This is a genomic window from uncultured Algoriphagus sp., from assembly GCF_963974835.1.
Classification (GTDB): Bacteria; Bacteroidota; Bacteroidia; order Cytophagales; family Cyclobacteriaceae; genus Algoriphagus.
Genome location: NZ_CAXBET010000010.1, coordinates 97,343 through 117,944 on the forward strand (window position 1 = coordinate 97,343; position 20,602 = coordinate 117,944).

Sequence of the window (20,602 nt, forward strand, 5' to 3'; positions counted from 1 at the left end):
TTCCTACTTTTGACTGGAAATTAATACAATCAAATATGAAAATCGAACAGATATACACAGGATGCCTGGCTCAAGGAGCATACTACATAGAGTCAGATGGAGAAGCGGCTGTAATCGATCCACTTAGAGAAGTTCAACCATACATAGAGAAGGCTGAACGAAGAAATGCCAAAATCAAGTACGTGTTTGAGACTCACTTTCATGCTGATTTTGTATCTGGCCATATCGATTTAGCAGATAAGACCGGGGCAGAAATTGTGTACGGTCCTACAGAGATGAAGCTTGGCTTTAAAGCGCATATTGCTAAAGATGGCGAAGAGTTTCAGATTGGTAAAGCGAAAATTAAGCTTATCCACACTCCTGGTCATACGATGGAGAGTTCTTGCTATTTGCTTTATAATGAAAATGGAAAAGCGGAAGCGATCTTCACAGGTGACACCTTATTTATAGGTGACGTCGGTAGACCTGATTTGGCTCAGAAAGTCGTGAAAGATCTTACTCAAGAAATCCTTGCAGGTTATCTATATGATTCACTTCGTGATAAAATCATGCCTCTATCAGATGATTTGATCGTCTATCCCGCTCATGGGGCAGGATCAGCCTGTGGTAAAAATATGAGTAAGGAAACTTCCGACTCGTTGGGCAACCAGAAAAAAACTAACTATGCTCTTCAGGAGATGACGAAGGAGGAGTTTACCAAGAAATTAATTACTGGTCTGACTCCACCACCTTCGTATTTCCCGCAAAATGTGATGATGAATATTGAGGGATATGATAGTATCGACGAAGTGTTGGAAAGAGGTGTAAAACCATTAAGTCCGGCAGAATTTGAAGCCGTGGCTAATGAGACGGGAGCCTTGATTTTGGACACCCGATCTTCTGAGTCTTTTTCAAAAGGTTTTGTGCCCAACTCCGTGAATATAGGAATTGACGGGAGTTTTGCAGTGTGGGTAGGGGCGATGATTCCTGATTTGAAGCAGCAAATCTTGGTTGTTGCAGAGGAAGGAAGAGAGGAAGAAGTTATCACTAGATTAGCCCGGGTGGGATATGATTATGCGATTGGATATTTGGATGGAGGGATTGCTGCATGGGAAAAAGCGGGAAATGAAGTCGATCAGATAGAATCTATCTCTGTAAAGGAGTTAGAAAAAATAAATTCTCAGAATCCTGAAATAAATATTCTTGATGTAAGGAAAGAAAGCGAATACCTATCTGAACACGTAGAGAATGCAGAAAATACACCTTTAGATTACATAAATGAAAGCATGATTAAAATAGATAAGGATAAAACTTATTTCGTGCATTGCGCGGGTGGCTACAGGTCTATGGTTTTCAATTCTATTCTGAGGGCAAGAGGGTATGACAACTTAATTGACGTCAAAGGAGGATTTAAGGATATCAAAGAATCTGGGAAATTTAAGGTAACGGATTACGTCTGCCCGACTACGCTACTTTAGGAGTCTGGAAAAATTGTTTTCTCTAAATGGCAGATCGTTTGATTTGCCATTTTTACTTTAAAGAAGATTAATGTGATGAAAGTCACCAAGGGATGATTTTCAAAGTATGAGATTTGCACTGTTGAAAAAGTGCAAGTTTCCATCCCTCGCAATTTGCTAAATCAAGAAAAACATAAAAAATGGATCAATTAATTGAATGGGTTTCACAGCCATGGCCTTGGTATGTGGCTGGGCCACTGATTGGGCTTACGGTTCCGGCTCTTCTAATTCTGGGAAATAAGAGTTTTGGGATTTCATCATCTCTCCGACATATGTGCGCGATGTGTATTCCTGCTAAAATTCCTTTTTTCCAATATAACTGGAGGAAGGAAATGTGGAATTTGATGTTCGTCTTGGGAATTATGATTGGAGGTTTTATAGCTACCACTTTTATTTCAAATCCTGAAGAGATAGTTATAGCTTCTCAAACGCAAGCTGATTTAGCTGCCCTTGGGATTACGGATTTCTCAGGACTAATGCCAACTGATATTTTCTCTTGGGAGAATCTATTCACTGCAAAAGGTTTTATTTTCTTTATCATCGGTGGGTTTTTGGTTGGTTTTGGTACGCGTTACGCCGGAGGATGTACCTCTGGTCATGCAATCATGGGAATCAGCTCCCTACAGTGGCCATCATTGGTTGCCACTATTTTCTTTATGGCAGGAGGTTTTTTGATGACTCATGTGTTTTTGGCTCCTTTAATGAATTGGGCAGGGTTTTAAAAAATAGATAATGAAAGTAAAAGATATAAAAATACAGGAAACGGTGTGTGATGCTCCAAACTCTCAGGAGACTGGAGAAAGAGGCTTAGCACTGGTTAAGTATTTGATTCTCGGAATTATTTTCGGAATTGCATTTGTGAAAGCTGAAATTATCTCATGGTTTAGAATCCAGGAGATGTTTCGATTGGATTCCTTTCACATGTACGGAGTAATCGGTTCAGCCATTATAACTGGTATCATTTCAATCCAAATGATCAGGCGATTGAAAATCAAATCAATGACAGGAGAGGGAATTAAAATTCCTAAGAAAGAATTTCGCAAAGGGCAGATCATAGGCGGATTTATCTTCGGCCTAGGCTGGGCGATCACTGGAGCGTGTCCCGGTCCGCTATTTGCGCAGATTGGGTCTGGGTTTACTGTTGTAATTATTACCCTACTTTCTGCAATTGCAGGAACTTGGGTATATGGGAAGTTTTCTGATAAGCTCCCCAATTAAAACCTGAAAACTCTTAAAAAATGAATTAAAAGACCGCTTTCGATAAAAGAAGTGGTCTTTTTTAATCAAAAACTTTTTTGATAATAAAGCGCACGATAAATATTGCGGTAACGATTACGGCTCCTGCTATGACCAATTCCATGGATTTTTCGATAAGGTAAGTGAGACTAAGGTAACTTGTTAATCAAGGCAATGTTCTGAAAGAGGCATGTTTTTGGCCTACTATTGCCTACTTTTGTGAGCCTCTTAAACCTAGTTATTTAGATGAACACACTTTCCAAAAGACGAGTTGCCCTAGGGGCTTTTTTCTTTTTCGTAGGACTTTGCTTCGCGTCGTGGGCTGCACGAATCCCAGATATCCAAGCCAAGTTCGATCTTTCAGAAGGTCAATTGGGAACATTGCTGTTGTTTTTGCCTTTAGGTTCGGTCATTGGTTTGCCTATTGCAGGTTGGGCAGTTCACCAATTTGGAAGTCGGGCAGTGGTTATGGTCGGTAGTTTTGCCTATGCCACGACCTTGCCTTTGATCGGATTGGCGCCCACTACTTGGTTTTTGATTCCCGTACTAATTCTGTATGGTATGCTTGGGAATGTGATGAATATATCTCTAAATACGCAGGCATTAGGTTTGGAAGATGAGATGGGAAAAAGCATTTTAGCTTCATTCCATGGATTGTGGAGTTTGGCTGGTTTTACGGGGGCTGGATTGGGTGCATTGATGATTTTTATTGGATTTTCTCCTGCCCAGCATTACGCAGTCGTGATGGCAATTTCCATTACTATTATTCTTTCTGCTCAACGCTACATTATCAAAGAAAAGAAAGCTTCTGAAGGGGGCGGTGGATTGGTGATGAAAAAACCCGATGCATTATTGCTTAGAATAAGTTTGATAGCATTTCTTGGTATGATGGCAGAGGGATGTATGTTTGATTGGTCTGGTGTATATTTCAAAAAAGTGGTGCAGTCCGACCCTTCTTTGGTTGCTTTAGGATATGTGGCTTTTATGGGTACGATGGCTGCAGGTAGGTTTATAACTGATAAGGTAGCTGCTAAATATACCAAGGTGGAAGTGATCCAAGTTAGTGGCGTTTTGATCTTCATAGGATTAGGTTTAGCTGTGATTTTCCCAACTGTCGTTATGGCTACTGCTGGTTTTTTACTGGTTGGGCTTGGAGTAGCATCCATTATTCCTCTTTCATATAGTATAGCTGGCCGGTCAAAACTGTACTCACCCAGTGTTGCACTAGCTTTAGTTTCTACCATTTCATTCTTTGGGTTTTTACTTGGGCCTCCATTGATTGGTTTTATTGCGGAATTATTTAATTTAAAATTCTCATTTGCATTAATCGCTGTGGCGGGATTGGGAATTACCGTATTGTCAAGTGTAAGAAAAGCTGTATTTCTTATTCCAATCAAAGCTTCACCTAAACGAGTTAAATGATTTCCGAACCATCCTTTCAATTTCATAAAGATTTTGAGGTAAGATCTTACCAGGTCGATCCGGATGGGAAGTTGAGTTTGACAGCTTTATCTAATTTGTTTCAGGAAATAGCATGGAGACATGCCGACTCTGCAGATTTTGGAAGGAATTTACAAGAGCAGGGTTTGTCTTGGATTTTATCCCGGATAGATATTACCTGTGAGACTTTACCTTCATGGGGAAATTCGATTAAAGTTTATACTGCGGCGAGGGGAGTTGATAAGCTTTTTGCTTTTCGGGAGTTTCTTATTACAAATCCAAGTGGTGGTGTATTAGCTCGAGCAATGAGTTCATGGATTCTCATGAATGTGGCTACTAAACGTATATTTAGGCCTGAGAACGCACTTCCCCCTGAGCTTTTCGATCCTGAAGAAAAGCCGGAATGGCAGCCTGAAAAGATCAGGCTGAGAGGTGACTTGGTAGAATCTGAGAAACTGAAAGTGAGGTACTCCGATCTTGATTTGAACAATCATGTGAATAATACCAGCTATGTACGTTGGGTAGAAAATGTCCTTCGAGAAAACGGATGCAATACACTTCCATTTTCGATCAATTACTTAGCGGAATGCGTGATGGGAGACGAATTGGATATTCACCTTTTCAAGCATGAATATGGTTTTGTCGTGCAGGGAAAAGTAAAAGGAAAACAGGTTTTTTTGGCTGAATCCAAGTGAAAAGGGGATTTCTTGCTTTTTGTTTTTCATTTGCCACTAACATATATTCAAAACATCCCTTGAAGAGAATAGGATCAATTTTGTAGCTTGTAAGTTAATTATGGCTCATGATCCTAAGACTTTATTTAAGCTGTTTTTACTCGTTCTCGGACTATTAAGTTCGGTTGTCCTGCTTGTGTGTTTCGTAAGTGGGATTTTCTATTTTGATTCTGTAGGAATTGAAGTTTCACAAGAAAGTCATGACAACGCAAAAGAGAATAAGAAAGTCACTGAATTAATCACTTTAATGGATACTGTCGATATGTGGCAGGCGCCTGATTGGAGCTTAGTGGAAGAAGAGCCAAATGCAGATGAGATCAGATACGGACGAGAACTTATTGCTAACACATCCGAATATCTAGGTCCAAATGGGAAAGTCAGAAAGATATCAAATGGATTAAATTGCCAAAATTGTCACTTGCAGGCTGGGACAGTTCCGCTGGGTAATAATTATTCTGCAGCCAAAAGCACCTATCCTAAAGTGCGCGGGAGATCTGGGAAATCAGAAGATATTATATTGAGGATCAATGGATGTTTTCAGCGAAGCTTGAATGGAGAAGTCTTGGAGAATGATAGTAAGGAGATGAAGGCAATGGTTGCCTACATGAATTGGCTGGGGAAAGATGTAGAAACAGGTGAGAAACCAAAAGGTGTAGGACTATATGAAGTTCCTTTGCTCGAACGAGCTGCTGATCCTGTAAAAGGAAAAACTATTTACGAAAATCAATGCGTATCATGTCACATGGCGGATGGACAGGGGCTAATAAAAGATGACGGATCTGGGTACACTTATCCACCTCTATGGGGGCAGCATAGTTACAATCAGGGTGCAGGACTATTCCGCATTTCCAGGTTTGCAGGTTATGTCCGTGCAAATATGCCTTTCGGGGCAACTTATGAAAAACCAATTCTTACAGATGAGGAGGCGTGGGATGTGGCAGCTTATGTGAATAGTCTGGACAGACCAAAGGGAAATTTTCCAAATGATTGGCCTGATATTTCAAAGAAGCCTATGGATCATCCATTTGGCCCTTATTCGGATGAGTTCTCTGAGAAGCAGCACAAATTTGGACCATTTAAACCTATACTCGCAGCCTATGGAGAATTGTGAAGTTCTTTAATAGGAATGTAAATAGAAGCTGTAAATTAAATAATTGAGTTAGCTACAAATTGATTTCAAAAAATTAAAAAGGGATTGCAAGTGCTTTAAAATGAGTTTATCACGCTTTTTGCTAATGTTCGCAAAAGGTATTGTTTCAAATACTGCTATTAAAATAAGTCGGATCTGCAAGCAATTAGGATATCCCGAATCTTCTCCTCACCTTTGTAAGCATAAAGGCGCTGTCGAAAAGATATCCCTTTTTACTTGAAATAAAGTATGCGTTGATTATCAACCTGCTTAAGTAGCAAATTCAAGAGTTTCCCTCGCAAGGTTTTAATTCTTCATCTTTCTACTTTTTTAATTCACAAGATTCGGTCAAATCCTTTCTTGGAATTAAAACCTGCAGAGAAAATTATTACGGGAAACATTAGTATTTATAATTTAATCACAGTGCCATTAAGACAGTAAGGTTCTCCGAATCAGAATTATCTGAATTCTCCCAAACATTAAGAAAGAGAGTTTATGGACATTTCAAGTCCGCAAACAAATCTAAGTATGGAAATACAGAAATGGTCATCAAATCGATCGTTCTGATTTCGCTCTATGTAGTGCCACTTTCTCTTGTTATTACTGGGGTTGCCACAACTACATTTCAAATGTTCGCTTGTTATTTTATTTCAGCTATAGGAATGGCTGGAGTAGGGATGGGTGTGATGCATGATGCAGTTCATGGGTCTTATTCTAAGCACAAAAGCGTCAATACGTGGGTGGGCTATACATTGGATATGGTAGGTGCGAGCTCTATGGTTTGGCATCTTCAGCACAATGTGCTTCATCATAGCTATACCAACATCGATGAACATGATGATGATATAAATGCTCCCTTCTTCTTGAGATTCTCTCCTAATGGGCAGCAAAACAACCTGCATAAATACCAACATTTATACGCATGGTTTTTCTATTCTCTTTCTACTCTTTCCTGGGTTACTGCCAAAGACTTTATACGATTCACTAGATACTATAATAAAGGTTTAGTCAAAGGCGGAGAGAAAGCTTATAAGAGAGGAATTGTAAAATTGATTTTCTTAAAGCTGTCTTACTTTGCTGTGGTACTTGGTCTGCCGATAATCTTCTCTCCATTCTCCGTAGGGATGATTATTCTAGGTTTTATTATGATGCACTTCGTGACAGGATTAGTCATTACGATGGTATTCCAGATTGCACATATAGTGGAGGATGTTAATTTCCCGAAGGCTGATTGTGAAGGGGTAGTAGAGGGAGAAAGAATACTACACCAATTAGCTACTACTTGCAATTTTGCTCCAAAGTCAAAGATGTTGTTTTGGTTTGTTGGAGGGTTGAATTTTCAAGTAGAACATCATTTGTTCCCTGATATATGCCACGTGCATTATCGAGAAATAGCACCGATCGTAAAGGCGACCGCAGAAGAATTTAACGTGCCTTATTACTCAAAACCACATTTTTTTATGGCTGTATTGGACCATTTTAAAATGCTCTATTTATTGGGGAATGCTCCCAAATTGGAGTCCATAAAAGCCTAATTGAATCATGAATACTAATAGAAACAGTAATACAAGGCCAGCTGCTAACCAAAGACGAAACTCTCGTCCTGCAGGCAGACCAGGTCAAAATAAAAAGAAGGAATCGAAGCTAGATCCTAATTTGTTGGTCAAAAAGGCACAGCCTAGTGGCCAGGAAGGATTTCGCTCTGAGACACCTTTCTCCAGCTTAAACTTGAATGCATCCTTACTCAGAAATATAGCTGCTAAGGGGTATGAAAGTCTGACCAATATACAGGAGCAAGCCATTCCATCCCTGATGGATAGAAGAGATTTGCTTGGGATTTCAAATACAGGTTCAGGTAAGACAGGAGCTTTTTTGATACCTATTATTGAGCATGCGAAGCTAGATCCACAGAATTTCACTGCATTGATTGTAACTCCCACTCGTGAGTTAGCACTACAGATCGAAGAGGAATTCAAAAGTCTCAGCAAAGGAATGAATTTGTACTCCAACACGTTCATAGGTGGTACCAATATCAATTCTGACTTTAAAGCATTGAACAGAAAGCTGCATGTGATCGTAGGTACACCAGGTCGATTATTGGATCTGGCTAACCGTAAATTACTGCATCTCAACAAAGTAAATACGCTTGTGTTAGATGAGTTTGACAGGATGCTGGATATGGGTTTTGTGCATGATGTGAAAAAACTCGTAAATTCAATGACTAGGAGAAGCCAGACTATGCTTTTCTCGGCTACATTGGAACCAGGCCAAAAGGCTCTAATCGATGGATTGCTAAACAATCCTGTTGAGATAAAAGTAAACACCGGTGGTACGACTTCTGAGAATGTAGATCAAGAAATCATTCGTGTGCCGGAAGGCGGGAATAAGTTTGATATACTTGCAGATTTGTTCAAAGGCAATGAGTTGGAGAAAGTGATCATCTTCACTGAAACCAAAAGGCTTGCAGATAAACTAAGTAAACAATTAAATCAGTCCGGAATAAAGTCAGGTTTGATTCATGGAAATAAGTCACAGAACTTCCGGAACAGAACTATAGATGAGTTCAAATCCGGGATGACTCGAGTGCTGGTAGCTACCGATGTAGCAGCCAGAGGTATAGACGTAGCTGATGTGTCCCATGTGATCAATTATCAGCTTCCCATGTCTATGGATAGTTATATCCACAGAATAGGCCGGACAGGTCGTGCCGGAAAAACCGGCAGGGCCATAACATTTGTCAATTAAAATCGCCGAAATGTCAAAAAACCAGAACACATTCATCAAAAAGCAAAAAGCAGAACTTAAAAAGAGAAAAAAGAGAGAAAAGCAAGAAAAGATGGCTGCTCGTAAGGATCAGCCCAAAAGTGGAGATCTGGACGATATGATTGCGTACGTGGATGAGTTTGGTAATATCTCAGACACGCCGCCAGAACCAGAACCACCTAAAAAAGAAAACCCGCAAAGGAAAGAGAATGCTCCTCGTAGAGAATATCCGAACAATGCACAACAACAAAATAATAGAAACACCAAATTTAAAAACGAGTAATCATGAATGAAGGAACAGTAAAATTCTTTAACACAACCAAAGGTTTTGGTTTTATTACACCAGCAGACAACAGTGAAGATGTATTTGTACACCACTCAGGTCTAGTACACGAAATCCGTGAAAACGATCACGTTACTTATGACGTAGTTCAAGGTAAAAAAGGCGTTAACGCTGTGAACGTGAAAGTAGCTAAGTAATTCCAATAGGGCTCTGCCCAAAAAAGAAATACAAAGTTTGATGCCTGCAGATCTATGATTTGCAGGCATTTTTTGTCTTATTCAGGTCTGTATTTCACTTCATTACTCAGCTCTTTACCTTTTTCCAATTCATCCAGATTTAGAATAGTAGTTTCTGAAATATGCATCAAAGCTTCATTAGTCAGAAATGCCTGATGACCTGTAATCAGAACGTTTGGAAATGTCATTAGCCTGGCTATCTGTTCATCCTGAAGAATCTCTTCAGATCTATTTTGGAAAAAAAGATCTTCTTCCTGCTCATAGACATCAATTCCCAGATTCCCAACTTTTCGGCTTTTTAAGGCATTTATCACTTCTTGGGAATCTATTAAAGCTCCTCTACTTGTATTTATCAGAACCACCCCATCTTTCATCTGTCTCAGTGTTTTTTCGCTTATGAGGTGAAAAGTATCCGGAGTCAAGGGGCAGTGCAGGGAGATGATATCACTTTGTGATAATAGGTCATGTAAAGATAGATAGGTAATTCCCAGCCTTTTGAGATCTTCACTTTCGTTGATGTCGTAAGCAAGGACCCTGCACCCCATGCCAAGCATGATTTTACAGAATGCTCTTCCAATAGCCCCTGTACCTATAACACCCGCCGTTTTTCCATGAATATTGAATCCAGTAAGGCCTTCTATGGAGTAGTTGTTTTCTCGCACTCTATTGTAGGCCTTGTGTGTTTTACGGCTTAGGGTCATTAAGAGAGCCAACGCATGTTCTGCAACTGCCTCAGGACTATAGGCCGGCACTCGACAGATTCTGAGTTCCAGCTCTGCTGCTTTTTTGAGATCAACCTGATTATAGCCTGCGCATCTTAGTACAATGTTCTTAATTCCCATATTGCTGAGTTTGAGCAGGACCTTTTCGTCTAGGTAGTCATTTACAAAAGTGCAGATCACATCAAAATCTTGAGCTAGCGCTACAGTGTTGGAATCAAGTTTAGGTTCGAAATAAGTTATTTCGTGGGAGTGGATATTTGAGAGGAGATCGAAGCTTTGTCTGTCATAAGATTTGGTACTGAAAAAGGCAACTTTCATAATTACTTAGTTTGAAGTTGGTAGATGGAAAAGCGGGTGAACTCCTCCTCAATGTCCGAATTTTCAGGTTCTTGAACCAATAGTTTGTTGTTTGGAAGTGTAAATTTTAGACTACCTTTTATTCCTTTGAGTTCTTTAGAATGTTGTTTTTCCTCTTTGAAAATCACTACTCTTTGCTCATTTTCATCAAATTGACCGACGTAAGGGTCTTCCTCTGAATTTCTGCTATCAAACTCTGCCTGCGATATTCCTGTGAAATATTGGAGTAAATATATGTTGTCCCCCATGTTAAAAAGTTTTTGATTCCTGGCGGACAGTCTGTTTAGTGCGATTGCTTTTTCATCTGAGAAGGGAGTGCCGATCGGAAGAGGGGCATAGGTGGTGAATTCAGAATGTGTAATTGGGATTGAACGGTTGAAAGACAATTCAGGTAAATCGTAGATTAAAATTTCTGTATCTAAATTTTGAACCACTGCCAATTCATTTTTTTCATGGTCAATGAAGAATGATTTTCCCATTAGTTCAGGGAAAATATGCTCAGTGGAATTGTAAATTGAATTTTTGGAATATGGGATCACTGAATTTACCGCACTGGTCTGCATGTTGAGTTTATAAAAATTTTGCAATGTATCCTTACCTTCCTTATTGTGTATCAAATAGGTAGCTGTAAAGTAGTTGCTTGGCCCAACTAACAGAAAGGTAGTATCCTTATCCTGGTAATATGGTGGTTTGCCAAACGGAGTATTTGCTCTAACTGGAAGTGGAGACATTATTCTGAACTCCTGTATTACATCGTAATTCTTATCGTAGCTAAACACATTGAAAGGTAATTCCACAATTCGTTGTCCATTAGGGCCGAAACCTAGTCCAATAGGATTCCAGCTGCCATAAAGGTTTGGCCCTTCTCCTTTTCTATTAACTCTTTTTAGTATTTCACCCTTCTCTGAGATTTCCAGTATATCATCCTCAACTGTAGCGTATCCCAAGAAGATTTTTTCTTCTGGACTATAATCTAAAATATTTATTCTGGTAAGATTAGCTACCTGAAAGGAATCAACCTTTATCAGTTCATAATCTACCTCTTCAGATTTTTTGTTATCGTCATTCTTTTTGGAGCAACTGATAGATACTGTTAGAAAAATGGCGAAAAGTAGCAAGGTAGAATGGGAAGAAGCTTTCATTTATTTATTTTTCGTAAATCTACTAATATTTCGTAAATATAGTTTTAATACGACATAATCCCTATTTTCTGTAAATAATTCAGCGATGTGATGACCTATTGCATCGAGATTTAGAATTTTTTGTTGAATCTCCCTAGATTGTCAAAAAAATCCATCAACTATGAAAAAACTCATTTACTTCCTTCCTTTAATTTTGGCGCTTTCGTGCGCTCCAAAAGAAGAAAAAACTACCGAAATAGAAACAACAGAAGAAATCCTTGAACAACCTATGACTGCAAAACCTGATTCAGTGCTAAGACACAATGTTTTTTTTAGCTTCAAAGAGACATCCTCCCAAGAAGATATACAATCTGTAATAGATGCTTTTCGCAATCTTCAGAACGAAATTGACGGAATAGAGGATTTTGAATATGGAATAAATTCAAGTCCAGAGGGATTAAATCAAGGCTTGACCCATGCATTTACATTGACTTTCTACTCTGATGAAGCAAGAGATGCTTATCTTCCTCACCCAGCTCATGCTGCTTTCGGTGAGATTTTAGGTCCGCATTTAGATAAAGTGACAGTGGTTGATTATTGGACCCGTCCTTAGTTATTGATCAAAGGGCAAAGCTGATCCGTCGGTTTTGCCCGAATTATTTACTGTGAGAACTTCAGTTACCACGAAGTTGCTGGTTCCCCTCCAAGGTAACATCCCGTTATATTCTTTGTAGCGAAGCTCGACGAATTTCCCTGAAGCCCTCTCTAATTCCTCAGCAATTTCATTATCAACTACACTAAACCGGAACTCGTTGCTCTGCAATCCACCGGCGGTAGGGCTTTGAAATCCTTCCTGAACAACACGGCCTTCATAGGTTTTAAACATTACTCCTTTTTTAACAAAGTAGTTTAGGCTACCAGCTTTTACACCTTCGCCAAATACGAAGTAGAACTTGTACCAAAATATCCCAGCCAAAACTCCGATTAAAACAATACCGGCAATCCATGCAAATTTTTTCATAACACGAGTTAGTTTACTTAAAGATAGAAATCGGCTTCATTTTTATTTTAAAAAGCTATCAAAAATATCTTTTCTGAAAGGCGAAAAAAAAGGCTACTCTAAAGTAGCCTCTTCACTTAAAATTAATTTACTAACCAAAGATAATCACCATACCCTTCATTTTCCATCTGTTCCTTAGGAATGAATTTCATCGCTGCAGAATTCATACAATACCGCAAGCTGGTCGGTTCCGGTCCGTCATAGAAAACATGCCCAATGTGGCTCTTTCCGAACTTACTTCTTACTTCTATCCGAAGCATTCCTAAGTCATTATCAGTAGGCTTTTCAAGAGCTCTTGCATCGATTGGTTTAGTGAAGCTTGGCCAACCTGAGCCGGATTCATACTTATCCTTGGAGCTGAAAAGTGGTGCGCCGGATACAATATCCACATAAATGCCTTCTTCATGATTGCCGTTGTATTCATTTTGGAATGACATCTCTGTGGCATCTTCTTGAGTGACTTCGTATTGTAGGTCTGTCAATGTCTTCTTAAGCTCTGATTTTGCTGGAGCTTGATATTTTTTTTCAGACAGCTCAGGCCAGTGAGCTTTGATGAATTTGTCACGTCCAGATCCGTTTCTATAAGAATAATAATCCTGTGGGTTTTTCTTATAATAGTCCTGATGATAATCTTCCGCAGGATAGAAATTCGTGTATTTAATCAGCGGAGTAGCTACTGGCTTTTCGAATTTACCTGATTTGTCTAGAAGTTTCTTTGACTCTTCAGCTACTTTCTTTTGCTCAGCATCATGATAGAAAATAGCGGATTCATATTGGGATCCTCTGTCATAGAATGATCCACCCACATCAGTTGGGTCAAAGGTTTGCCAGAAAATATCTACCAATTCTGAATAACTAATCACTTCTGGGTCGAAGGCAATCTGTACCGATTCGCGGTGGGATGTAGATCCGCTGGACACTTCGCCATAAGTAGGATTTTTTTCCTTGCCTCCGGCATAACCTGAAATCACGGTGATGACCCCGTCTATACCTTCAAATGGTGCTTCTACACACCAGAAACATCCACCAGCAAAAGTGGCTAATTCTGTTTTTCCTTTATATGCTGCAAGTTTGTCTGCATCAGCGGATTCTTCCTGTGTTTTCACCGATGTATTTCCACAAGCAAACATTAGTGCTACAATGAGAGATAACATGGGAGTTAAGAATTTATTTGAGTTAAACATGTTTGATTTTTTTTGTGATATGGAAATCTCATAGCATAAACCTCTAAATAAGTAATTCTGTTCAGAGATAAAGTGAGCTATGAATTCCAATACGTTGAAATACGAGATGAACCAGTTGACGGTTTGTCTTTTGGGTTACATATCAGATGAATTTTACTATTTCCTATACTGAAAAAAGTCAGCTTTAGTCAATCATAAAAGGAGTGAAAATCTCTTTCCACAGCTCGTATCCTTTAGCATTCATATGAAGATTATCTTCTATGAAAATATCTGATTTCGGCTTTCCGGATTCATCAAGCATGATATCCCACACGTTCACAATATTGACCTTATCATGTGCGGTGGCATATTGTCTGATCAGGTCATTTAATGCGAGATAAGAGACTTTCTTATCCCAGCGAGACGGGCTTGGCTTGGCCGCAATCAGATTTACAATTGTGTTTGGATAGCTTTCATGGATTTTGGTGACGATTTTGTCGAGGTTTTCCATTACATCAGATACTTCCTGACCAGCATTGATATCATTATCACCTTCGTAAATAAATACTTTTGAAGGTTCATATCGAAGCACTGTTTGGTCTAGGTGCAATAGTAACTGATCTGCCTGAGAGCCTCCGAAAGCAGAATTGATAATAGCTACTTCCGGAAACTGTTCCTGTAAGTTTTTCCACATCCTCACACTGGAACTTCCCGTAAAAACAGCACTTCCTTTTTCCCAGCCGGCTTCATCTATTTCTTTGGCTCGCCTATCTACTTCGTCCTGGAATGGGATATCTTGGGCTAGCACGAATTGAAAGGTCAGTAAACTGAGGAATAGCAGGAGGATGGATTTATTTGTCTTCATAGTTTAAATATAAGAACGAGTGATTCGGAATGCCAGATTACTTAAAAGATAAGACAATACGGAATTTCCGACTTGTGGTGAGCATAAACGATCAGTTAAAGTTCATATACGTACAGATCGGACGATTTACTGATTTTGTTCGCTAATTTAAGATATATAATTCCGTCCCAAATTTTCATCTTAATAGACGTTTGAGCGTTGTTTTTGTCAAATTTCGTCACAACGAATAGGATGAAGAGTGGTGCACATCTTTTTTGGAGAAGTTTTAGCGTTATCAATTTACTCAGATCAACCTAATTTCACCAAATGAAACAACTTTCCCGTTTTTTCTGGTTTTGCAGTGGTGCCAATTTCTTACTGCTCAAGCGATCACCCACAGAATCAAATAAATATATAGGCATCGGAGCCACCATATTCTTCACTGGGGTTCTGGCTGCATTGGCCGCTGGCTATGCTTTATTTACAATTTTCCAGTCTATTTGGCCAGCTATATTCTTTGGCCTGCTGTGGGGCTTGATGATTTTCAATCTGGATAGATTTATTGTGTCCAGTATGAGAAAGAAAGCAAATGCTTGGGGAGAATGGAAGTTGGCAATTCCCAGATTGGTGTTGGCGGTTCTATTGGCTTTGGTGATTTCCAAGCCACTGGAGTTGAAAATGTTTGAGCGGGAAATTGATCGTAAGATTGACGAGAAAAGGACAGAATTTATCACTGAATCTAAATTGAATCTAGCAAAAGGATTTCCTGAGATTCAGGAGTTGGAATCCAAAATTGATACCTTAAAAGCAGAAGTTGGGAATTTTGAAGCTTATAGAAATCAGCTACAAAAAGAATATGATGCAGAGCGCTTCGGTGAAAAAACCACAGGTACAAGTGGGATAGTGGGTCTAGGTACCAATGCCAAAAAAAAGGAGCAACAGCTGGATGCTGCTCAGGTAACTTTAGATGAACTGAGGCTGAGAAATCAGGTGAGGATTGACACTTTGGAAAAACAAATCAGGGAATTTGTCGCTTTGCGTCAGGCCGAATTTGAAAAGCAGCAACCAGGAATTGAGGGATTTGACGGATTGGCAGCACGAATGGAGGCATTGGATTCATTGACCAAAGAAAGCTCAGCTATGGCAATGGCAAATATCTTTATCATGTTACTTTTCATTGCAATTGAGACAGCTCCCATATTTGTGAAACTCATCTCTCCGCGTGGGCCATATGACGAGTATTTGGAACTGCATGAAGATAAGGTGAGGCTTTTTAAAGGTGAAAAATGGACATTTGCCAAAGGAGAGTCAGAAGCGAGAGTAGGCTACTTTCAAGACACTCATTTTTATGCGACTGATCTGAAAAAAGAAAAGACGAACAAGAAAAACAAGATGCAAACAGATGCTGAAATTTCCGAGTTCGAAAATAAATGGAAGGGTGGTGTCTGAAAATCAAATGATCTAAATCGTTTGTGCTTTTTGGACTACCACATCCAGCTGATCCATGGTCCTACTGACGGATTTCCATTCTGCTAACCCGACAAGCTTCACTATAAATAATAAGAATTTTCCGGGATTTATCAACTTGTTGGCTAGTTTAGAAATGTTTGCATCTCGCTCCAAAACAGAAGCCGAACGATCTTCACAACCATAATATTCGCCTGCATACTTCCATGCGCCATCTCTTGCAAGCTGGATAGAGAAATTGAGGAGCATTTCATCCCTGCCTTTCGCCAGAGGAATTAGCCAACCAAAAATAGGAGAGACTGCAGAGATATTTGATTTGACTCCGTCAACTAATTCTGCTAATACAGCATTAATTTTGTTAAAATCTTTTTGAATTCCAGCGATTGGTTCTTTGCCCATGGTTTCGGCTGCTGAAATCCCCAAATCCAAATTGATATGCGCATTGATTCCTAGGAATAAGTGCTGAAGGACGAGATGTTTGGTCTCCTTGCTTGCCTCAAATGCTAAAAACCAGCTTTCGGTAGGTCTGTGACCTTTCTGCCAAGCCTCATATGCTGCAATAAATCTACCTGCAAAAAGGATATCCAATTTTTCCATTCTTTCATTGTCTTCAAATTCTCTCGCTAGAATCCCGTCTCTAATTCTTCGAGTGACTTGTCTATAGAGAATGCTGAAATAGCCAATTCTTGACTGCTTAATTTTACATTCTTCCACAATTTGATCCATTCTTACAAGTACTTCATCTATGGTTTTCATGAGCTTATAAATAATTTTTTCTGGTTATCCTGATAACAGGGTATAATTTGGAAAATTAAAATTCATTAAGATTCACTTTTTCTCATAATTTCTACTTTTAAACTGTGGTCTCATTTTTAGCGGTTTTTCCCTACCTTTGCACCCTTAATTTGATGTCTCCCATGAGTTTGAAAGAAGAAATCCAAAAGCGAAGAACCTTTGCAATTATTGCTCACCCTGATGCAGGAAAGACCACTTTAACTGAAAAGTTGTTGCTTTTTGGTGGTGCTATTCAGACAGCGGGTGCGGTGAAATCCAATAAAATCGACACAGGAACTAAGTCGGATTGGATGGCGATAGAGAAGCAGAGAGGTATCTCCGTGGCAACTTCTGTTATGGGATTTGAATACAAAGACATCAAAATCAACTTGCTTGATACGCCTGGTCACCAGGATTTCGCTGAAGATACTTACCGCACATTGACGGCGGTCGATTCAGTAATCATGGTGATTGACTGCGTAAAAGGCGTGGAGATTCAGACGGAGAAACTTATGGAAGTATGCCGGATGAGAAATACTCCTGTGATCTGCTTTATCAATAAACTCGATAGGGAAGGTCGTGATCCATACGAACTGATAGAAGAAGTAGAGCAAAAACTTAACATTCAGTGTCGACCACTTTCTTGGCCGATTGGTATGGGGAAAACATTCAAAGGTGTTTATAATCTGTTTGATCACAAGCTCAATCTTTTTACCCCTTCTCAGCGAAAACTCAGTGATGTCCGTAAGACATTTGAAGATGTGAATGATCCCGAACTGGAAGGATTAATAGGGAAAAGCTACGCAGATCAACTTCGAGATGATGTGGAATTGATCGAGGGAGTGTACCCTGATTTTGATCCAGCTGAATATTTGGAAGGAAAAGTTGCGCCTGTGTTCTTTGGCTCTGCAGTGAATAACTTCGGGATTAATGAGATGCTGGATACATTTATCAAAATTGCTCCAACTCCGAAAAGCCGCAGAACGGAGGATCGTGAAGTAAAACCTGATGAGAAAAAATTCTCAGGTTTTATATTTAAGATTCACGCCAACATGGATCCGAATCACCGAAATAGAATTGCATTCTTGAGAATATGCTCAGGGACTTTTGAGCGGAATAAGCCTTACAACCATGTGCGAGGGCCAAAGCCATTGCGATTTTCTAATGTGACTCAGTTTATGGCTCAGGATAAGGAAATGATTGATGAAGCATTTCCAGGAGATATTGTGGGTCTGTATGATACCGGAAACCTGAAAATCGGTGATACGCTGACGGATGGAGAAGACATGCAGTTTGTCGGAATCCCAAGTTTCTCACCTGAGATTTTCCGTGAGGTGGTGAACAAGGATGCCATGAAAACCAAGCAACTTGAGAAAGGCTTGAAGCAACTGATGGAAGAAGGAGTAGCGCAGCTTTTTACCTTCGATATGGGTTCGAGAAAAGTGGTAGGTACAGTTGGTCAACTTCAGTTTGAAGTAATACAGTTCCGATTGAAAAACGAATACAATGCTACGGTAGAGTTTCATCCGATGAATCTCTACAAAGCTTGCTGGATCACCAGTAAGGACAAGAAGCAACTGGATGAATTTGTCCGCTCCAAAAACCGTCATATCGCCCATGATAAAGACGGCAAGCTGGTCTTTATGGCCGAGTCAAAAGCCTGGCTTCAGATGGTGATGGATAATTATCCTGAGATAGAATTTCATTTTACTTCGGAGTATTAAGCATAATCTTTTCAAAGTACCAAAAGCACCAAGAGGACAAGGTTTATCGTAATCCTGAAAATAAAGGCAATGTTATTCTTGACTGGATTTTCAATTTTTTCACTGTGCTTGATACTCTGAAAGAAATAATAGGTTGAGGATATAATTGTTAAGCAGACGACGAGAATCAATGGAATAGTCAGAAAGTTTAACTCTTCAATTCTGCTTGCAAAAGCATTGATAATAAATGAGATCATGGTCACAATGCTTCCGATGGAATGTGCCTTTTGGATTTGAGATAAAATATGGAAGTCTGGATCTTTCAAAATATGATAAATAATTTTAGCAAACGGAGAAAGAGCGTCTTGGAGAGAGCTTTATTTTAAAGATTAAGGCTACTTCTGTCTCCCGTCTTCTGTCTTCCGTCTCTCTACAAACACATCCTCAAACTCAAATCGCTGCCCATTAAACAGTCCTTTGTCGCTCAATTTCAAATCAGGAATCACCAGCAAGGCCATAAAGCTCAGCGTCATAAATGGCGAGTTCAGCGTAGCTCCCATTTCTTTGGCAAGTTTATCGATTCTCGTGTAGGCGGCAGCTACTTCGTATCCATCCGAAGCAGACATAATTCCTCCAACTGGAAGTGGAAGTATTTCTTCCTGATCTTCAGAGACAGCGGATACACCGCCTTTGGCTGCGATGATTAGATTCACCGCCTGACAGATGGATTCATCATCGATGCCGACTGCAATGATATTGTGGGAATCATGACCGACGGAGGAAGCGATAGCTCCATTTTTTAAGCCAAAGTTCTTAATGAAGGCTACTGCTGGTGGTGCATCTTCATATCGATTGACCACTGTAATTTTTAAGATATCTTCTGCTGGGTTGGATTCTGCAAAACCTTCTTTGATAAGGATTTTACCAGTGATTTCAGGAGTGATCAATTGTCCGTCTAAAGCTTCGATAACTCTGACTTTGGCCCCTGTGGCTTTGACTCGGAAGTCTTCAGGCCTTTTTAGGGATGTGTGGAAGTTGTTGATGATTTCGTTTGTGGTTGGCCGGATCAACGTTTTCCCATTTTCAGATACTTTCTCACCATCTATATAGGTGCTGATAACCTGAAAGTCTTTCAAGTTTTTCACCAGTATAAAATCAGCAGGGTCTCCCTCTCTCAATTGTCCTACATTCATGGAATAGTGAGCAATTGGATTCAAGCAAGCAGCCCGAAGAACATTGAACACATCTTTGCCTTTTGCGACAGCTCTTGCTGCCAGTTCATTAATATGAGAAATAGCTAGATTATCTGGATGCTTATCATCTGAGCAAAACATAATCATTTCAGGATAATCATCGATCAGGTCTATAAGAGCTTCGAAATTTTTGGCAGCAGAACCTTCACGGATGGCGATTTTCATTCCCAACTTTAATTTTCCTAAAGCCTCCTCAGCAGTGAAGCATTCATGGTCAGTGCTTGGGCCAGCGCTTACATAATTTTCTACCAGTTCGCCTTTTAGTCCTGGCGCATGACCATCGATAGGTTTACCGTATTTCTGCGAGATGCGGATTTTCTCCATAACCAGTTCGTCTCGATTTACCGTACCAGGCCAGTTCATCATTTCTGCTAGGTAATTAATCTCGGGGCGGGACATTAGATTTTCTATGTCAGCGGCATTGATTTCTCCACCCGCTGTTTCAAAAGGAGTGGCAGGTACACATGAAGGAGCGCCAAAGTAAAATTTAAAAGGAACCTGTTTCCCGTTCTCGATCATGTATTCCACACCTTCCATTCCACAGACATTGGCGATTTCGTGTGGATCGGAGACTGTTGCTATGGTTCCATGAACGACTGCAAGTCGAGCGAATTCGGAAGGAACAAGCATGGAACTCTCTACGTGCACATGGGCGTCAATAAAACCAGGCATCAAATAGGGCAAGGAAGGGTCTTCTTCTATTTTTTCCAGCTTCACTATTTTCCCATGGGCTACACTGAGAGAAACAGAATAAATTTCACGGTTTGGGATGTCTACGAATTGACCTAGGATTTGCATAAAAATGTGGGAGAAATTAATTG

20 protein-coding genes are annotated in these 20,602 nt (G+C 39.8%); 13 read left to right on the forward strand and 7 right to left on the reverse strand.

Annotated features, from left to right (window positions below; all coding sequences use genetic code 11):
- Positions 1 to 35: 35 nt before the first annotated feature.
- The 10 genes from AACZ73_RS17495 (at position 36) to AACZ73_RS17540 (ending at position 9,278) form a co-directional block, all read left to right on the forward strand.
- A complete protein-coding gene (locus AACZ73_RS17495) occupies positions 36 to 1,457 on the forward strand; it encodes an MBL fold metallo-hydrolase (RefSeq protein WP_339879856.1) in 1,422 nt (473 codons plus the stop codon).
- A 179-nt stretch (positions 1,458 to 1,636) separates the two neighbouring features.
- Positions 1,637 to 2,218, forward strand: a complete 582-nt coding sequence (locus tag AACZ73_RS17500) for a YeeE/YedE thiosulfate transporter family protein (RefSeq protein ID WP_339879857.1) — start codon at positions 1,637 to 1,639, stop codon at positions 2,216 to 2,218.
- Between the two features lie 10 nt (positions 2,219 to 2,228).
- Complete coding sequence (locus AACZ73_RS17505) at positions 2,229 to 2,714, forward strand: DUF6691 family protein (protein WP_339879859.1); 486 nt, start codon at positions 2,229 to 2,231, stop codon at positions 2,712 to 2,714.
- Positions 2,715 to 2,978: 264 nt separating this feature from the next.
- On the forward strand, positions 2,979 to 4,154 hold the full coding sequence (locus AACZ73_RS17510) for an MFS transporter (protein WP_339879860.1): 1,176 nt from the start codon (positions 2,979 to 2,981) through the stop codon (positions 4,152 to 4,154).
- Complete coding sequence (locus AACZ73_RS17515; protein WP_339879862.1) at positions 4,151 to 4,867, forward strand: acyl-ACP thioesterase domain-containing protein; 717 nt, start codon at positions 4,151 to 4,153, stop codon at positions 4,865 to 4,867. Before AACZ73_RS17510 ends, AACZ73_RS17515 begins: the two co-directional genes overlap by 4 nt.
- A 100-nt stretch (positions 4,868 to 4,967) precedes the next feature.
- A complete protein-coding gene (locus AACZ73_RS17520) occupies positions 4,968 to 6,017 on the forward strand; it encodes a c-type cytochrome (RefSeq protein WP_339879863.1) in 1,050 nt (349 codons plus the stop codon).
- Positions 6,018 to 6,664: 647 nt separating this feature from the next.
- On the forward strand, positions 6,665 to 7,570 hold the full coding sequence (locus AACZ73_RS17525) for an acyl-CoA desaturase (protein WP_339879864.1): 906 nt from the start codon (positions 6,665 to 6,667) through the stop codon (positions 7,568 to 7,570).
- Between the two features lie 7 nt (positions 7,571 to 7,577).
- A complete protein-coding gene (locus tag AACZ73_RS17530) occupies positions 7,578 to 8,780 on the forward strand; it encodes a DEAD/DEAH box helicase (protein WP_339879866.1) in 1,203 nt (400 codons plus the stop codon).
- Positions 8,781 to 8,790: 10 nt separating this feature from the next.
- On the forward strand, positions 8,791 to 9,081 hold the full coding sequence (locus AACZ73_RS17535; protein ID WP_091691996.1) for a cold-shock protein: 291 nt from the start codon (positions 8,791 to 8,793) through the stop codon (positions 9,079 to 9,081).
- Positions 9,082 to 9,083: 2 nt separating this feature from the next.
- Positions 9,084 to 9,278 (forward strand): cold-shock protein, encoded by a 195-nt coding sequence (locus AACZ73_RS17540; RefSeq protein WP_086501652.1) that lies wholly within the window; start codon positions 9,084 to 9,086, stop codon positions 9,276 to 9,278.
- A 77-nt stretch (positions 9,279 to 9,355) separates the two neighbouring features.
- Here the strand turns inward: AACZ73_RS17540 and AACZ73_RS17545 are convergent, their stop codons facing one another.
- Together AACZ73_RS17545 and AACZ73_RS17550 are read right to left on the reverse strand one after the other, a co-directional pair.
- Positions 9,356 to 10,357: a 2-hydroxyacid dehydrogenase gene (locus tag AACZ73_RS17545; RefSeq protein WP_339879867.1), complete on the reverse strand. Its 1,002-nt coding sequence runs from the start codon at positions 10,355 to 10,357 to the stop codon at positions 9,356 to 9,358.
- A gap of 2 nt (positions 10,358 to 10,359) precedes the next feature.
- A complete protein-coding gene (locus AACZ73_RS17550; RefSeq protein ID WP_339879868.1) occupies positions 10,360 to 11,538 on the reverse strand; it encodes a hypothetical protein in 1,179 nt (392 codons plus the stop codon).
- Positions 11,539 to 11,698: 160 nt separating this feature from the next.
- On the opposite strand from AACZ73_RS17550, the gene AACZ73_RS17555 reads away from it, so the two are divergent.
- Positions 11,699 to 12,130 (forward strand): Dabb family protein, encoded by a 432-nt coding sequence (locus AACZ73_RS17555; protein ID WP_339879869.1) that lies wholly within the window; start codon positions 11,699 to 11,701, stop codon positions 12,128 to 12,130.
- On the opposite strand, the gene AACZ73_RS17560 is transcribed toward AACZ73_RS17555, so the two are convergent.
- The 3 genes from AACZ73_RS17560 to AACZ73_RS17570 all read right to left on the reverse strand — a co-directional run bounded on the left by AACZ73_RS17560 (position 12,131) and on the right by AACZ73_RS17570 (position 14,605).
- A complete protein-coding gene (locus tag AACZ73_RS17560) occupies positions 12,131 to 12,538 on the reverse strand; it encodes a hypothetical protein (RefSeq protein ID WP_339879870.1) in 408 nt (135 codons plus the stop codon).
- Between the two features lie 122 nt (positions 12,539 to 12,660).
- Positions 12,661 to 13,731, reverse strand: a complete 1,071-nt coding sequence (gene msrA, locus AACZ73_RS17565; RefSeq protein WP_339879871.1) for a peptide-methionine (S)-S-oxide reductase MsrA — start codon at positions 13,729 to 13,731, stop codon at positions 12,661 to 12,663.
- 214 nt (positions 13,732 to 13,945) lie between these two features.
- Positions 13,946 to 14,605, reverse strand: a complete 660-nt coding sequence (locus tag AACZ73_RS17570) for a GDSL-type esterase/lipase family protein (protein WP_339879872.1) — start codon at positions 14,603 to 14,605, stop codon at positions 13,946 to 13,948.
- A 306-nt stretch (positions 14,606 to 14,911) separates the two neighbouring features.
- On the opposite strand from AACZ73_RS17570, the gene AACZ73_RS17575 reads away from it, so the two are divergent.
- Positions 14,912 to 16,033: a DUF4407 domain-containing protein gene (locus AACZ73_RS17575; RefSeq protein WP_339879873.1), complete on the forward strand. Its 1,122-nt coding sequence runs from the start codon at positions 14,912 to 14,914 to the stop codon at positions 16,031 to 16,033.
- 12 nt (positions 16,034 to 16,045) lie between these two features.
- On the opposite strand, the gene AACZ73_RS17580 is transcribed toward AACZ73_RS17575, so the two are convergent.
- Entirely contained in the window at positions 16,046 to 16,807 is a 762-nt protein-coding gene (locus AACZ73_RS17580; protein ID WP_339879874.1) for a DUF5995 family protein, read from the reverse strand.
- Positions 16,808 to 16,968: 161 nt separating this feature from the next.
- On the opposite strand from AACZ73_RS17580, the gene AACZ73_RS17585 reads away from it, so the two are divergent.
- Positions 16,969 to 18,549: a peptide chain release factor 3 gene (locus tag AACZ73_RS17585; RefSeq protein ID WP_339879876.1), complete on the forward strand. Its 1,581-nt coding sequence runs from the start codon at positions 16,969 to 16,971 to the stop codon at positions 18,547 to 18,549.
- Positions 18,550 to 18,923: 374 nt separating this feature from the next.
- On the opposite strand, the gene ade is transcribed toward AACZ73_RS17585, so the two are convergent.
- The gene (ade, locus tag AACZ73_RS17590) at positions 18,924 to 20,579 is read right to left on the reverse strand and encodes an adenine deaminase (RefSeq protein WP_339879878.1); all 1,656 of its coding nucleotides are present in this window, start codon (positions 20,577 to 20,579) and stop codon (positions 18,924 to 18,926) included.
- Positions 20,580 to 20,602: the final 23 nt, after the last annotated feature.